This window comes from Micavibrio aeruginosavorus, assembly GCF_051245535.1.
In the GTDB taxonomy this organism is placed as follows: Bacteria; Pseudomonadota; Alphaproteobacteria; order Micavibrionales; family Micavibrionaceae; genus Micavibrio; species Micavibrio aeruginosavorus_D.
This window is the reverse complement of record NZ_CP195303.1, coordinates 345,823-361,364: the sequence shown is the minus strand read 5'-3', so window position 1 is coordinate 361,364 and position 15,542 is coordinate 345,823. Positions and strand designations below refer to the sequence as shown.

At 55.4% G+C, this 15,542-nt stretch carries 15 protein-coding genes; 7 read left to right on the top strand and 8 right to left on the bottom strand.

Translation table 11 applies throughout. From position 1 onward, the window contains the following. Positions 1 to 184: 184 nt before the first annotated feature. The gene (rnhA, locus tag ACSC94_RS01825) at positions 185 to 622 is read right to left on the bottom strand and encodes a ribonuclease HI (protein WP_015467103.1); all 438 of its coding nucleotides are present in this window, start codon (positions 620 to 622) and stop codon (positions 185 to 187) included. After that, the gene (locus tag ACSC94_RS01820) at positions 619 to 1,581 is read right to left on the bottom strand and encodes a homoserine kinase (protein ID WP_435641368.1); all 963 of its coding nucleotides are present in this window, start codon (positions 1,579 to 1,581) and stop codon (positions 619 to 621) included. The genes rnhA and ACSC94_RS01820 overlap by 4 nt, the downstream gene beginning before the upstream one ends. A 203-nt stretch (positions 1,582 to 1,784) precedes the next feature. Here ACSC94_RS01820 and ACSC94_RS01815 point away from each other — a divergent pair, with 203 nt between their 5' ends. Then, positions 1,785 to 2,876, top strand: coding sequence for a hypothetical protein (locus tag ACSC94_RS01815; RefSeq protein ID WP_435641367.1), 1,092 nt, complete (start codon positions 1,785 to 1,787; stop codon positions 2,874 to 2,876). Here ACSC94_RS01815 and ispH read toward each other — a convergent pair. Beyond that, positions 2,845 to 3,816, bottom strand: coding sequence for a 4-hydroxy-3-methylbut-2-enyl diphosphate reductase (gene ispH / locus ACSC94_RS01810; protein ID WP_435641366.1), 972 nt, complete (start codon positions 3,814 to 3,816; stop codon positions 2,845 to 2,847). The two genes, ACSC94_RS01815 and ispH, sit on opposite strands and share 32 nt — an antisense overlap. Positions 3,817 to 3,981: 165 nt before the next feature. On the opposite strand from ispH, the gene ACSC94_RS01805 reads away from it, so the two are divergent. After that, positions 3,982 to 4,857 (top strand): hypothetical protein, encoded by an 876-nt coding sequence (locus ACSC94_RS01805; protein ID WP_435641365.1) that lies wholly within the window; start codon positions 3,982 to 3,984, stop codon positions 4,855 to 4,857. A 34-nt stretch (positions 4,858 to 4,891) separates the two neighbouring features. Here ACSC94_RS01805 and ACSC94_RS01800 read toward each other — a convergent pair whose 3' ends face one another. After that, on the bottom strand, positions 4,892 to 6,166 hold the full coding sequence (locus ACSC94_RS01800) for an AGE family epimerase/isomerase (RefSeq protein ID WP_435641364.1): 1,275 nt from the start codon (positions 6,164 to 6,166) through the stop codon (positions 4,892 to 4,894). Positions 6,167 to 6,230: 64 nt separating this feature from the next. Here ACSC94_RS01800 and ACSC94_RS01795 point away from each other — a divergent pair, with 64 nt between their 5' ends. Beyond that, positions 6,231 to 7,160: a histone deacetylase family protein gene (locus tag ACSC94_RS01795; protein ID WP_435641363.1), complete on the top strand. Its 930-nt coding sequence runs from the start codon at positions 6,231 to 6,233 to the stop codon at positions 7,158 to 7,160. Between the two features lie 108 nt (positions 7,161 to 7,268). Here the strand turns inward: ACSC94_RS01795 and ACSC94_RS01790 are convergent, their stop codons facing one another. Continuing rightward, a complete protein-coding gene (locus ACSC94_RS01790; RefSeq protein WP_435641362.1) occupies positions 7,269 to 7,439 on the bottom strand; it encodes a hypothetical protein in 171 nt (56 codons plus the stop codon). Positions 7,440 to 7,629: 190 nt separating this feature from the next. Here ACSC94_RS01790 and ACSC94_RS01785 point away from each other — a divergent pair, with 190 nt between their 5' ends. The 4 genes from ACSC94_RS01785 (at position 7,630) to ACSC94_RS01770 (ending at position 11,580) form a co-directional block, all read left to right on the top strand. Next, a complete protein-coding gene (locus ACSC94_RS01785) occupies positions 7,630 to 7,860 on the top strand; it encodes an exodeoxyribonuclease VII small subunit (RefSeq protein ID WP_435641361.1) in 231 nt (76 codons plus the stop codon). A gap of 41 nt (positions 7,861 to 7,901) precedes the next feature. Beyond that, on the top strand, positions 7,902 to 8,816 hold the full coding sequence (locus tag ACSC94_RS01780) for a polyprenyl synthetase family protein (protein ID WP_435641360.1): 915 nt from the start codon (positions 7,902 to 7,904) through the stop codon (positions 8,814 to 8,816). A 149-nt stretch (positions 8,817 to 8,965) separates the two neighbouring features. Next, entirely contained in the window at positions 8,966 to 10,891 is a 1,926-nt protein-coding gene (gene dxs, locus ACSC94_RS01775) for a 1-deoxy-D-xylulose-5-phosphate synthase (protein ID WP_435642137.1), read from the top strand. Next, the gene (locus ACSC94_RS01770; protein ID WP_435641359.1) at positions 10,891 to 11,580 is read left to right on the top strand and encodes an HAD family hydrolase; all 690 of its coding nucleotides are present in this window, start codon (positions 10,891 to 10,893) and stop codon (positions 11,578 to 11,580) included. Before dxs ends, ACSC94_RS01770 begins: the two co-directional genes overlap by 1 nt. On the opposite strand, the gene sppA is transcribed toward ACSC94_RS01770, so the two are convergent. The 3 genes from sppA to fabI all read right to left on the bottom strand — a co-directional run bounded on the left by sppA (position 11,581) and on the right by fabI (position 15,515). Beyond that, complete coding sequence (sppA, locus tag ACSC94_RS01765) at positions 11,581 to 13,482, bottom strand: signal peptide peptidase SppA (RefSeq protein WP_435641358.1); 1,902 nt, start codon at positions 13,480 to 13,482, stop codon at positions 11,581 to 11,583. 28 nt (positions 13,483 to 13,510) lie between these two features. After that, positions 13,511 to 14,581, bottom strand: coding sequence for a chorismate synthase (aroC, locus tag ACSC94_RS01760; protein WP_435641357.1), 1,071 nt, complete (start codon positions 14,579 to 14,581; stop codon positions 13,511 to 13,513). Positions 14,582 to 14,669: 88 nt separating this feature from the next. Continuing rightward, positions 14,670 to 15,515, bottom strand: a complete 846-nt coding sequence (fabI, locus tag ACSC94_RS01755) for an enoyl-ACP reductase FabI (protein ID WP_435641356.1) — start codon at positions 15,513 to 15,515, stop codon at positions 14,670 to 14,672. Positions 15,516 to 15,542: the final 27 nt, after the last annotated feature.

Genomic DNA, 15,542 nt, shown 5'->3' with positions numbered 1-15,542 from the left:
TTTTAAATTTTCCGTTGCGTGCGGCTTCGTGTACTGCGCTGTTACCTCCACATTCGGCTGCAAACTTTAATGGAAGCTTAAGCGGAGCGGTTTCTTGCCAGAATCAGGCGTCTTCGTTGTGGATAACCGAGTTATCCACAAGGGGCGCATTCAAAACGATGTTTGAGAGCAGAGAATCGATTCGTTATCGCAGTGTTTTGATCGCGTTGCGCGCCAGTTCATCACACCGTTCATTTTCCGGGTGGCCGGAATGGCCGCGTACCCAGTGAAACTTCACATCATGGTTTTGCAAAACGGAATCCAGCCGTTTCCACAAATCCTGATTTTTAATGCGGGCGGGCCAGCCTTTGGCCTTCCACCCCGCCATCCATTCAGTGACGCCGCGCTTTAAATATTCACTGTCGGTATACAGGTCAACAACGACGCCGCGTTTCAGCGTTTCCAGCGCGGCAATCGCCGCCATCATTTCCATGCGGTTGTTGGTGGTATCGGCCTCGGCCCCGGACATTTCTTTTTCATGTCCATTCCAACGCAGAATAGCGCCCCAGCCGCCGGGCCCGGGATTCCCGCTGCACGCGCCATCGGTGTAGATTTCAACTTTTTTAGAGGGCGATGTACTCATTTTTCGGCGATATCGTGGTTTTGGTGCCAGCGCAGGATGTTTAAATACTCAACCGGGTCTTTCGGCGTCACAATCGCATCATGCGGATGGAACAGGAAATCGTTCAGCCGCGTCAGCATAATCCGCAACGCAGCCGCCCGGCCAAAGAATTGCATATACGCCTTTTCCGCTTTGGTCAATTTGCGGGCGCTTTCATACCCGGCAATAAACGCATCCCAACGCGAGGCCAGTAAATGCTGGCGCGAGTCAAAGCACCACGCATTGGCGGTCAGCATCAGGTCGTAGACGAAGAAATCCGTGCAGGAGAAATAGAAATCAATTACCCCCGACAATGTTCCGCGTTTAAAGAACACATTATCCGGGAACAAATCGGCATGGACCGTCCCGCGCGGCAGATCATCCGCGCCCGGCCATTCCTTTTCCAACTGGAAAATTTCGGTGGAGATGAAATGGGCCAGCCCCCGTTCCACATCATCCGCCCGCCCCGCCGTGCGCGCCGCCAGATCTTTCCACGCGGGCAGGCCCATTGAATTGTCGCGGGTTTGATCAAACTTCTGGCCCAACTTGTGCATCTTGCCCAGCAAAGCCCCGACCTCGCCACACGCAGCGGGATTGATCTTTCCGTGCGGCAGGGCCTCGCCATCCAGAAATGAAATAATCGCCGCCGGGCGGCCGCGCACATTGCGGATCATCGCGCCATCGGCATCACGCACGATATGCGGGCACGTAATGCCTTTGGTCGCCAGATAATCCGTCCATGCGAAAAAGAACGGCAAATTGACCGGATCAACACGTTTTTCAAACAGGGTCAGGATGTAATGCCCAGCGGTTGTGTGCAGGTGATAGTTGGTGTTTTCCACCCCCTGCTCAATCCCCTCCAGCTTCGTTACATCACCCAGTTCATAGTGGCTGAGTAATTCGCTGGCATCTGCAATGTCGATTTTTGTGTAAACGGCCATGATGGTTTTTTCAAAAAATGTGAATCATAAACGTGGGAAAGCATATCATTTTCCAATTGTTTCAACGCAACAATTCAACGCAATAAAAATTAATATACAAGAGTTTCAGTCCCTTGCCCGTATTCACTGGCCACGGGCTTGCCAGAGCGAAAACGGCCCCCTACAATCACCGCAAATATAAAAACAACGATACAGGGACTATCATGCAAGAATCGTCGCGTGACCAAAACTCCGCGCCGCCTTCGCCACAATCGCTTTCATCCGCTTGGGATAAAGTTGCTGAAGCAGCCGCACTGACCACTGCACTCGATTCCGTTCGCATCAATATTGCACGGCTGAACGATCCCTATCTGGGCGCGGTCGGGCTGGATTTCCTGCGCCGCATGACGCGGACTGCATGCGCGCATATTCCGGTGCAGGATTTATCCTGCATGGCAGCCTACCAATCATTCATCTACCCACCAAATCCGATGACAACGGGGTTTAACAACCATATCGCCTATGGCCCCAGTGCCCGCACCAATTCGCAACTGTTATTCAGCGCCCATATTCACGAAGGCCTGCATGCTTTGCAAAAGGCCTCCGCCCCCGCCCTGCACGCCAGCCCATATAACCCGATGACCCGCATCATCCTGTGCCCGCGCGATTGGGTGACGGCACAGGAACGGTGTGAACAGGACGCCTATGTGAAGCAGGCCTGGATGAACAGTCTGCTGGCCATGCATGATGCCAGCGTCTTTCACACATCACGGCCAGACCCGATGAATGTCAGCATGTTTGCATCCACCCGCCTGACATACGGGAATATCTTCGCCACACTGCATCAGGCGGCAAAAACGGTTATGAATCGCAACTTCTTCGTTCATACACCAGACAATGGCGAACCCGCGATCACGTTCGGCGATCATTACCACACGCTGGCCTTGGATAATTACAAACGGATTATTGAAGCCCGCGTGAAAAATGACGGGCACAATATCGTTTTCGTGCGAATGGACGCGGATGATATTCTGGCCATCGGCCATAGTTTTGGCCCCAATCCGTTTGCCCGAAAAAATCAAATGCAATGCGCGCAGGATTTTGCCCGCCCCAGCCGCCTGTCTTCGGACAATAAAGTGGCTTTGCGCGATTTGAATATGGATCTGGGGATCGTCGATGACCGCAGCCTGCCCACATTGCGCGAAGCGCTGGAATCCATCGGATTGAGCCGGGAGCAATTTCTGGCGCGGACCTATACCGGGTTTGCCGGATATCGCGGCATGATTACTCCGCCGCCAAAATCCCCGGCACCTTAAACACCACATTTTCCTGTGTGATGGTGACTTCTTCGACCGTCACGTCAAAACGTTGTTTGGCCGCAGCGATCACTTCCTCAACCAAAACCTCCGGTGCGGAGGCCCCGGCGGTCAGGCCCAGCGTATGAATATCATCATCCACCCATGCCCAATCAATATCGGCGGCGCGTTGGACCAGCATGGATTTTTTGCATCCGCCATTCGCGCCAACTTCGACCAGACGGTTGGAATTGGATGAATTGGGTGCGCCAATCACGATCAACGCATCGGCGCGCGTGGCAATCGCCTTCACCGCGCCCTGACGGTTGGTGGTGGCGTAGCAGATATCTTCCTTGTGCGGGCCTTCAATCGTCGGGAAGCGTTCTTTCAACGCGGCAACGATGTCCGCCGTATCGTCCACCGACAATGTCGTTTGCGTGCAGTACGCCAGATTATTTTCATCGCGCACCTGCAACGTCGTCACATCATCCAGCGTTTCCACCAGAACGACCGCGCCGCACGGCAATTGCCCCATCGTGCCGATCACTTCCGGGTGGCCGCGGTGGCCAATCAAAATCAACTGGCGGCCGTTTTTGAAATGACGTTCGGCTTCGCGGTGAACCTTGCTGACCAGCGGGCATGTCGCGTCGATATAAAACATTTCACGCGCGGCGGCATCCGCCGGAACCTGTTTCGGCACGCCGTGGGCGGAGAAGATGACCGGCTGTCCGTCATCGGGGATTTCGTCCAGCTCTTCGACAAACACCGCGCCCTTGGCCCGCAGATTATCGACCACGAATTTGTTATGGACGATTTCATGGCGGACATAGACCGGCGCGCCGTATTTGGTCAGCGCGCGTTCAACGATCTGGATGGCCCGGTCCACCCCGGCACAAAACCCCCGGGGGGCGGCCAAAAGGATGGTAAGGGGGCGCTTTTCTGCGGATTCTGTCTGGGTCATAAGGGTTTATATAGGAAATGGGGCCGATTTTGTCCATTCATTCTATGGTCATTCCCGGGGAAAACCCTGAATAATCCCGGGAAAGCCCCATTCATTTCTTGCCCGAATGGCCCCCAATTTCGTACAAGGGACAGGTTATCAAAAATAGATCGGGGAGATCCCACCATGACATTCAATGCCCGGACATTTGTCCTTCTGCTGGCCACCACCGCCGCCCTGGGTTTAAGCGCTTGCGAAACCATGGAAACCGCCGCCAATACGGTCAGCGATACCGTCGTGACCGGCGTGTCCGACCTGTCGACCAAAATCGCCAGCATTGATCTGGACGATCTGAACCCGTTCGCGACCGACCCGGCCGTGGCCGATGCCGCGAACGCCGCCGCCATCATGCCCGCCGCCGGTGGTGATGCATCCGTTCCGGTTGCCGGAACGATTGGTGGATGCCCGCACGTTCAACTGGTCACCGACCTGAAACAACTGCACCAGTTTACAAACCCGGACATGCCGAAAGCTGGTCAGGACGTATCCTCCGTTGCCATGAACATCGTCAGCCATAGCTGCACCACCGATGAAAAAGGCATGGTGATGGATATGGAAGTGGGCTTTAACGGGTCACTGGGCGCAAAGGGCCGTGGCACGAACAGTGAAAAGCCGAGCTTCTCCTATCCCTACTTCGTTGCGGTGACAAACGCACAAGGCTCCATTCTGGCCAAGGAAATCTTTGCTGCCACTTTGTCGTATGACAAAACCACGGACAAAATCAGCCAAAGCGAATCCATTCGTCAGGTGATGCCCGTTGGGGCCGATACCGGATCGTACCGCGTTCTGGTTGGCTTCCAACTGAGCCCGCAGGAATTGTCCTATAACCGCACCTTGCCGCCGTCGGCTGATGCCGTTGCGAACGTGGAACCGGCTGCTGGTGAAACCGCTCCGGCTGCGATCGAACCGCCGACATTCATGAGCTACAAAACCTCCGGCCCGGCCGCGAATGACAACAGCGATGCCCCGGTGACATTGACGCCGAAGGAATACGCGGAGTAAGCGTTGAATTCAGAACGAATAAAAAGGCCGGGTTTTACCCGGCCTTTATTTTTGCCTTCACACCGCGCACCGCACCGGATAATTGCCGCCGAATCGTATACAGCCCCAGCAGGATGCCCGCCCGCCACGACACGCTGCGCCCACGCGCATGCATAACGGCGTATGTTTCCATGATGCCGAAATACACATGATACGGCGTTGTGCCCGGCATATAATCCACCGCCGCGCTCAAATCGCGGTGCAGCCATTCAACCCAGAACCCACGCTCGCTCATATAATGTTCGCGGAAAACGCTGACCATCTTGGCCATACGGTTTTTCAACGGTGTTTTATCAATCTCCGGCACGACATCCAGCATCAGGGCATTGGCCTTCAGCGCCTCGGTAAACGGCCACAGCCGTTTGCTGTCGGTCAGCACTTCGCCATCGGGCGATAACACATCATAAATGCCGCCATGCACGTAATCCCACCCATGGGCGTTGGCCCAACTGAGCAGTTCGGCACACAGATCATCGTGCATGGAATCATAACCGCGCAGATAGGCGTGTTTTTTCAACAACCACACCCATTCACAATAATGGCCGGGTTCAACCTTGTTTCCATCTTGAGGATCAGGCTTCAACGTGTCGGTGAAAAATTCACACAATTGCCCAAAATCGCGAATGTAAAAATAATGATGGAACAAATCGACCATGCGATCCGCCATCACGGCAAAACCGCGGTCGCCCCATGTGTCTTCAGCAAATAAGCACGCCTCCAACAAATGCATATGCGGGTTTTGGCGGCGCTGGCGCGGAATGGGTTTTAACTGTTCATCAATCGCTTCGACATAGCCGGGCAACCCGGGCATGACGAAATGCGTTTCGATAAATTTCAGCAGATCAAGCGCGTGGGTATGCGCACGATCATCATGCGTGGCCGCGTAATAATGCGCCATGGAAAATATAACGAATGACAACGCATACAGATCATACGTCCCATCAACCGGGTGGCCATCATCATCAACGCTGAACCGCCACCCGCCCGTTTCCGGGACATAGAACGTCGCCAGCATATGATCGAAATGTTTTTTCAAATCGGGTTTAAACGCCCCGCGCGTGTGGGCCGACGCATGCGCATACATGGCCAGTTGACGGCAATGGGTCAGCAGACGGCGCGGTTGCCCCATGCGCGGTACAAATTGATCACCCAGCCGTTCATAAAACCCGCCATTGTTGGGATCGCAAAAGGCGCCGTACCATTTCGGCACCCAGCGTTGCAGCAAGGTTTGCGCCAGAAAATCCACGGTCGTGTGTGTGCTGTAATTCATGGCTCTTGTCCCCTGCTCCGGGTTCTGTACAATTCCCATCACTGATGGGGATGATAGACCGAAAATGCACAATTTGACCATATACAAAGCCCAAGCCGGATTGCGCCATAACACCGGCCCCGACCACCCGGAACGGATTGAACGGTTACAGGCGATTTTCGATCTGCTGACAGAATCCCCGTTTGATGCCATGCCGCAGATCAACGCCGATCCGGCCAGTTTTAAACAAATCACCCGCGCCCACCCCGAATCCTATGTCATGCGGGTTGAGGATGCGATTCCTGATCGTGGGCTGGTGCATCTGGATGCCGATACCGTCATCTCCCCCGCGTCCATCGATGCCGCGTTTGAAGCGGCGGGTGCGGCCTGCACCGCCGCGCGCGATGTGATGAATGGCACCACGCGCCGTGCATTCTGTGCCGCCCGCCCACCGGGGCACCACGCGGAACCCACGCATGCGATGGGGTTCTGTCTGTTCAACAACATCTTTCTCGCCGCGCTGGAAGCCCAACAACACGGCGCGAAACGCGTTGCCATTATTGATTTCGACGTGCATCACGGCAACGGCAGCGAAGTGATGGCGCGCAAGCATGACAATGTTTTGTTTATTTCAATGCATCAGGACAGCCTGTTCCCCGATGGACGCGGCGATGCCGCCGACCAGACGCCCGACCGCGTTATCAATGTGCCGTTACAGGCCGGGTCCGGAACGCATGAATATCGCACGGCCATGACGGGCACGGTGATTCCCGCGCTGGAATCCTACAAGCCCGACCTCATCCTGATCTCCGCCGGGTTTGATGCCCACCGCGACGACCCGTTGGGTGGGATGATGTTGCTGGATTCGGACTATGGCTGGATCACCCGCGATCTGTGCGATGCGGCGGACCGGCTTTGCAATGGACGGGTTATTGCGGTGATGGAGGGCGGATATAACCTCGACGCCCTGAAAACAGCGGCCAGAGCCCATCTGCTGGCCCTGGCCGATCTTTAAGTCTATCCGCCTGCGTCACCCCGGCGAAGGCCGGGGTCTTCCCGCCATAACGGAAAAAGATCCCGGCTTTCGCCGGGATGACGTGTTTGGGATGGTTAAGATATTGATTTAAATCGTTTTATGGTTCTGGGACCGGGTCCGGGGGCGTTGCGCCATGATCAGGTTCACATCATGAACATGCTGGCTCTTGCGCCCGTTGCGTACGCTCAGGGCCAGAAAATCCAGCTCTTTCAGCGGATCACGGCGGTTGCGATCTGTTGTGTTTTGTTGTGATTCCATGGACTTAGCCTCCCTAATGCGTCGATTATTCGTTATTATGTCTATCTTTATTGTGCCATAGGATGACCCCATTCAGCCCTGCAAAGATATCAACCCTCAAACGCGCCGTTTTCATGCTTAAGCCTTGAGGAATCGGGGGCTCTGGCCTACACTCCACGCGCAAAATCCATACGAAAACAAAAGGGTAACCATGACTTCGGTTGAAAGTCTGAGCTTCGAAGAAGCCTTGAGCGCGCTGGAAGGCATTGTCCGTGATCTGGAAACGGGCAAGGCCCCGCTGGAAGATTCCATCACCGCCTATGAACGTGGCGTCGCCCTGAAGCAGCATTGCGAAAAGAAGCTGCGCGAAGCGCAATCGAAGATCGAAAAAATCACACTGGGCGCCGACGGCAAACCCGCCGCCAGCGCGCACGAACTGTAAGCCCAACACCGCTCAAAGCTTTGACACAGGAGTAAATTCAGATGGCCCCATCACCACGCGACGCCGCCCCCGGACTTCAGGAACAGATGAATGAAGTATCCGAAGCCGTAAACAAAACGGTTCTGCGGCTGCTGCCTGAATCCGACCTGCCGGAAGCCCCGCTGTTCGAAGCCATGCGTTACGGCACGTTGAACGGCGGTAAACGTTTGCGCCCGTTCATGCTGATGCAATCGGCGAAATTGTTCGGTGTTGATATGGCCCGCGCCCGCCGCGCCGCCGCCGCCGTTGAATTCGTTCACGCCTACTCTCTGGTGCATGACGATTTGCCAGCCATGGACAACGCCGATTTGCGCCGTGGCAAACCATCGACGCACAAGGCTTATGACGAAGCCACCGCCATTCTGGCTGGTGATGCTTTGCTGACGCTGGCGTTTGAAGTTTTGAGCGATGTTGAAACGCACGAAGATCCGCGCGTTCGTGTTGAGCTGGTCAATCTGCTGGCCAAGGCCTCTGGCCCGCACGGTCTGTGCGGCGGCCAGATGCTGGACTTGATTGGTGAGAAACAGGAATTCGACCTGGGCACGATCAGCCGCCTGCAACGGATGAAAACTGGCAAGCTGATGGCATTTGCCTGCGAAGCCGGTGCCGTTCTGGGTAAAGCCAGCGAACCGATGCGTAAAGCGCTGTGCAACTACGCCTATGACCTCGGCCTCGCCTTCCAAGTGACGGACGATATTCTGGACGTTGAATCCAGCCCGGAAGCCATGGGCAAGGATACGGGCAAGGACGCACAAGCCGGTAAATCGACCTTCGTTTCCACGATGGGTAAAGACCAAGCCCGCGCCCGCGCCCAGATGCTGGTGGAACAATCCAAACGCCATTTGCACATTTTCGAAAATGGCCGTGCCGATACGCTGAAAGAACTGGCTGACTACGTCCTGCAACGCCGGGCGTAATTGTACCCCGTCACCCCGGCGCAGGCCGGGGTCCATACGGTCCACCCCATGGATACCGGCCTGCGCCGGTATGACGCGGTTTTATATATAACTGATATGGACCAACTTGTATGACACACTCTAACAACACGCACGCACCGCAGGATCCTATGGATTCCCACCTTCGCGGGAATGACACGCGGGGGCTCGGGGATAATTCCAGCAATACATTGCTGAACAACGTTGTCGTGCCCGATGATCTACGCGATTTCACCGACGACCAGTTGAAACAACTGGCCGAGGAAGTGCGCGGCGAGATGATTGATGCCGTATCCCACACGGGCGGCCATCTGGGTGCGGGATTGGGCGTTGTGGAATTAACCGTGGCCATCCACGCAGTATTCAACACGCCAGATGACCGTTTGATCTGGGACGTTGGGCACCAATGCTATCCGCATAAAATCCTGACCGGGCGGCGCGACCGTATTCGCACGCTGCGTCAGGGCGGTGGGCTGTCTGGTTTCACCAAACGGTCCGAATCCGAATATGATCCGTTCGGCGCGGCGCACAGCTCGACCTCGATCTCCGCTGGCCTTGGCATGGCCGTGGCGCGGGACCAACTGGGCAAAGACAATCATGTGATTTGCGTGATTGGTGATGGGTCCATGACCGCAGGCATGGCGTATGAAGCCATGAACAACGCGGGTGATGCGAAAAGCCGTTTAATCGTCATCCTGAACGACAACGACATGTCGATTGCCCCGCCCGTTGGCGCCCTGAGCAAACATTTGACCCGTCTTGTATCATCCAAGCGTTATATGCAGGCGCGTGAAACGGGTAAGAAGGTCACCGAAATACTTCCGCCGCCTCTTCGCCACGCCGTCAAACGCGCCGAAGAATCCGCGCGCACCGCCATGGGCACCGGATCGTTGTTTGAAGAAATGGGCTTTTACTATATCGGCCCGGTCGACGGCCATAATCTCGACCAATTGCTGCCCATCCTGCGCAATCTGCGCGATGGCGCGCATGATGGCCCGGTGTTGATCCACGCCATCACGAAAAAGGGCAAGGGCTATGCCCCCGCCGAGTCCTCCGCCGACAAAATGCACGGCGTTGTGAAATTCGATGTTGTCACGGGAACGCAGCATAAATCAAAACCATCCGCCCCTGCTTATACCAAAGTCTTCGCCCAGAGCCTGATCGAAGAGGCCCGCAACGATTCCCGTATCGTAGCCATTACGGGCGCGATGCCATCTGGAACGGGATTGGATTTATTCGAACGTGAATTCCCGGATCGCATGTTTGATGTTGGCATTGCCGAACAACACGCCGTCACCTTCGCCGCCGGTATGGCGACGGAAGGATTAAAACCATTCTGCACCATTTATTCCACCTTCCTGCAACGCGCATACGATCAGGTTGTGCATGATGTGTGCATTCAAAATCTGCCCGTGCGCTTTGCCATGGACCGTGCGGGCCTTGTCGGTGCCGATGGGTCCACCCATGCGGGCGCGTTTGATGTGGCGTATCTCGGCTGCCTGCCCAATATGGTGTTGATGGCCGCTGGTGATGAAGTGGAATTGATGCATATGGTGGCCACCATGGCCGCATATGATGTGGGGCCGATTGGCCTGCGTTATCCGCGCGGTGAAGGCATGGGCCTCGACCTGCCCGCCCGTGGCACCGTTCTTGAAATCGGCAAGGGCCGCATTGTGCGTGAAGGAACCGATGTCGCCATCCTGTCATACGGCACACGTCTGGCCGAATCCTTGAAGGCCGCGGACATGCTGGCCGCAAAAGGCATCAGCGTCACGGTGGCTGACGCTCGGTTCGCCAAACCGCTGGACACCGATTTGATCACGCAACTGGCCAACCATCACGGTAAGTTGATCACGATTGAAGAAGGATCGATTGGCGGGTTTGGGTCCTACACGCTGGAATACATGAATGATGCCGGATTGCTGGATGGGCGCTGCCGCGTGAAAACCATGCATTTGCCGGATTTGTTCCAGGATCAGGACAGCCCCGAAAAGCAATATGACGAAGCCGGTTTGAATGCGCAGCAGATCATCCGTACGATTGAAGCGTTAAAATAATGAGCTTAAAAAAACCCACCATTGTCCTGTTTGATATGGATGGCACCACGGTGCGCCATTTGAACCCGGCCCTGCTCGGCGTGCTGGAGCGGATGGACGATGGTGCGCATAAAATTGCGGCGTTCTTTTCGCGCGTGGCCAAACGTAAAATCAATGCGCCTCCGCTGGTCGGGTTTCAGGATGGGAAGCGGAAAAAATTACTGGTCCACCGCGCCATCCACAAAATCCGCCGCAAGGAAGTGGACGAAATCGTCGAACCATGCCCCGGCATTTACGACATTCTCAACCTGCTGAAATCCAATCACATCCCGATCGGTTTGATCAGCAACGGGTTGGGCAAGGGATACGGCCACGACATTTTAAAGACGTTCGATCTGGAACATTATTACGACGTGACCGTGTTCCGCGAAGATATCCGCCGGTCCAAACCATACCCGGACCCGATTTTGCAGGCGATTGAGCAATTGCCCCGCAAACCGGATGCCAATGACGTGATCTGGTATTTCGGTGATCGGCGTAAAGATGTTCTGGCCGCACTGGCCGCACGTGATTATCTACCCTGCCCCATTTTGCCCTTTGCCTATAACCTGAACGCCGCCATGTCCATTCTGGAACATAATATCGGCGTCGATCACATCATCATGGCCTGGCCGGATTTGCATGTCCGGCTGGAACAGATGTTCAAATAATCATTTCCAGCGATTTAATCCCGCATCATACACGGCCACGCCACCCGGCATCGTTGATGTCGCAGTCAAATCATTCCATGTTTTCATCATGGCATTGATGGAATCCGGCATGCGGGCCTCAATCCCCAATTGCTTCATCAGGTCATATAATGGGCCAGAATTTTCCGGCAGCCGGACAATCCGCACATCGTGGCGTGTCCCCGCGCCAATATCCTTGGCCGCGTAATCCAGCGCATCATTCAGACCGCCCAGCGAATCCACCAACCCGATTTTATGGGCTTGGCGTCCGGTCCAGACGCGGCCACGGGCCACGTCCTCCACCTGTTCCGGCGTCATGTTGCGTCCCTCGGCCACACGTTTGATAAACGTGGCATAGATCCGATCGGTCATGGCGTTCATGCGTTCGGTTCCAGATTCATCGAAGCCCTTATTAAACGACCACATATCGGCATTTTCGCCAACCGATACGCCGTCCCAATTCACGCCCAGCTTCGTCCACAAACCGCTTAAGTCAAATTTCCCAGCAATGACACCGATGGACCCGGTCATAGTGGTGGGCATGGCGAAGATATGGCTGGCATCGGTTGCTATCCAATATCCACCGGACCCGGCAACACTGCCCATCGACACGATCACGGGCTTGCCCTTTTCACGGGCATATGATGTTGCATGACGAATGGTTTCGGATGCGGACGGTGAACCGCCGGGGCTGTTGATGCGCAGAACGATGGCCGCGATGTTCTCATCCTTCGCCGCCTTACGGATGGCGGCGGAAATATCTTCGGCCCCAGCGATTTTGTCGCTGAACAACCCACCGGATTCACCCGTTCCCGGCACAATCATGTCGGATACATTGACCAAGGCCACGGACGGGTGTTTCTTGTCCTTCTCACCCGGTTTTTTAGCCATCAAGGCCTGTAAATATTCATGCCCGCGCGCATCGCGGTAATCTTCCAAAACGACGGAGGGCATGGATTTTTCGTCTTCGGTGTTGAGTTTTTTACGCAAGGCCTTCATGGCCTCGTCCCCGAAACCGAGATGATCCACAAACCCTTTGGACACGGATTCTTCATCCGTCAACACGCCCAGATCAATGGCGGCCATAACATCATCACGTGTCATCTTGCGGTCGGCGGCCACATCGTCCAGCAACTGGTCCATAATATCGGCCAGCATCGAGGCATTCATTTCCGCACTCGCCTCGCTCATCGAATCCGATGTCACACCTTCGAACGCGTTTTTATATTCCTTGCGCTGGAAATACGCCCCCTTCACGCCAATTTTTTCCAAGGCACTGCGGATGTAGGGGGATTCTGTATCAATGCCTGTCAGAAAAATCATCCCGACCGGCTGCATCCAGATTTCATCAAAAGCAGAGGCCAGATAATAGGCCGTAAAATTCGCCGAAGCATCCGCGAAAGACGGACTGAACACGATGGTCGGGCGACCGCTGGCCCGGAATTTTGCAATCGCACCGCGCAATTCCTGCACCGCTGGCATCGGGAACCCGCCGCCATCAATCGATACCGCCAGCGCCTTGACCCGCTTGTCATTGACCGAACGCTCAATGGCGTCAATCATGGCGTAGGTATCCATCGGCTCCGGCAACAGGCTGCGCGGAATTAAACCGCCGGTCGGGTTTTCATCTTCACTCAAACCTTCATCCAACGTCAGGCTGAGGATAAATTGTTCCGGCAGAACGATTTTCTTTTCCTCGTGCGCAAAGGAAAACACCAGAATATTCACAAAGGCCGAAAACAGGATCAACGCACCAATAACGGTGCAGGTCTTGCGCAACGCACGGCCCATGCCACCCCAGACGCGCCCCAGAAAAGACCGCCGTTTGGGCGTGACTGTTGCCTGTGGTACGGCGCGGGAAAATAACGGTTGTTTGCGGATCATGGTTTTGTTCCTGATTTAAAAAGAAGGCTTATAGGTTTTGGGCCTTGTGGCGCAGCCAATGATCGGCCAGAACGCAGGCCACCATGGCCTCGACCACCGGCGCACCGCGCAGACCCACACATGGATCATGCCGCCCCTTGGTGACGATATCGGTTTCGTTCCCATGCACGTCGATGGTTTGTTTTGGCGTTAAAATCGAGCTGGTCGGCTTAAACGCAACGCGAGCCACAACATCCTGCCCGGTCGATATACCACCCAGAATGCCGCCCGCATGATTGGACAGGAAGATTGGGTTGCCGTCTGCACCAATGCGAATGTCGTCGGCATTTTCTTCGCCGCCCAATGTGACGCAATCGAACCCAGCGCCAATTTCAACGCCCTTCACCGCGTTGATCGACATCAATGCCTTGGCCAGATCGGCGTCCAGCTTGTCATACACGGGCGCGCCCAGACCGGCGGGAACGCCACTGGCGACCACTTCAACAATGGCCCCAACGCTGGACCCGGCCTTGCGGCGGACATCCAGAAACTCTTCCCACACCGGAACGATATCCGCATCCACTGTAAAAAACGGATTGTCGTGCAGAATGTCCCAATTCCAATTGTCGCGATTGATTTTATGCGGCCCCACCTGCACCACGGCGGCGCGAATGGTCACGCCCGGTAAAATTTTGCGGGCGATCGCCCCCGCCGCAACACGCATCGCCGTTTCACGCGCCGATGACCGACCACCGCCACGATAATCGCGAATGCCGTATTTTTTCTGGTATGTGAAATCGGCATGGCCGGGGCGGAATTTGTCTTTGATGTCCGTATAATCTTTCGACTTGGCATCATTGTTTTCGATGATCAGGGAAAGCGGCGTTCCGGTTGTCTGCCCCTCGAACACGCCGGAGAGGATTTTAACTTCGTCCGCTTCCTGACGCTGCGTGGTGAATTTTGATTGGCCCGGCTTGCGGCGATCGAGGAAGGGTTGAATGTCCGCTTCGCTCAATTCAATGCGCGGCGGTACGCCGTCCACAACGCACCCGATGGCCGGCCCGTGGCTTTCACCCCAGCTTTGATATTGGAATAATGTTCCGAACCGATTGCCTGACATGCCTGCTTAAACCACAAAAAATTAACGCCGCGGGACGACGTCTATTGTCATCCACGCGGCGTTTTGAATCAACAGGTCAAAAAGACGATTATGCGGCCTTTTCTTCACCCTTCTGGGCGATGGATTGCAGTAATTCGGCGGTTCCGGCGGCGTTATCCACCCCGGCCATACCGATAATGTTGTAACCGGAATCGACATACATGATTTCCCCGGTCACACCGCTGCCCAGATCGGACAGCAGGAACAGGCCCGAACGGCCCACATCTTCGATCGTTACGTTCCGGCGCAACGGCGCGTTCAGCTCATTCCATTTCAGGATGAAACGGAAATCACCGATGCCGCTAGCGGCCAGTGTCTTGATCGGTCCGGCGGAAATGGCATTCACACGAATGTCACGCGGGCCCAGATCAGCGGCCAGATACCGGACGGATGATTCCAGCGCGGCCTTGGCCACACCCATCACGTTATAATGCGGCATCACACGTTCCGCCCCGTAATAAGACAGGGTCAGCAGGCTGCCGCCTGCGTTCATCATGGCGGCGGCGCGTTGTGCCACAGCGGTAAAGGAGTAAACGGAAATATCCATCGTGCGCTGGAAATTCGCGCGCGTGGTGTTCATATATAAACCGTCCAGTTCATTTTTGTCAGAAAACGCAACGGCGTGAACGACGAAATCAATGCTGCCCCATTCTTGTTTCAGCGCATCGAACGTGGCATCCAGCGCCGCATCATCCGTTACATCGCACGGCAAAACCAGTTTGGACCCGACAGAGTCAGCCAGCGGGCGCACGCGCTTTTCCAACGCGTCCCCTTGATAGGTGAATGCGAGTTCCGCACCCTGACGCGCGACTTCTTGTGCAATGCCCCATGCGATGGACCGGTCATTGGCCACACCCATGATCAGTCCGCGTTTGCCTTGCATAAAATTGGACATCTGATCCGCCTGATTATATTACGTAAA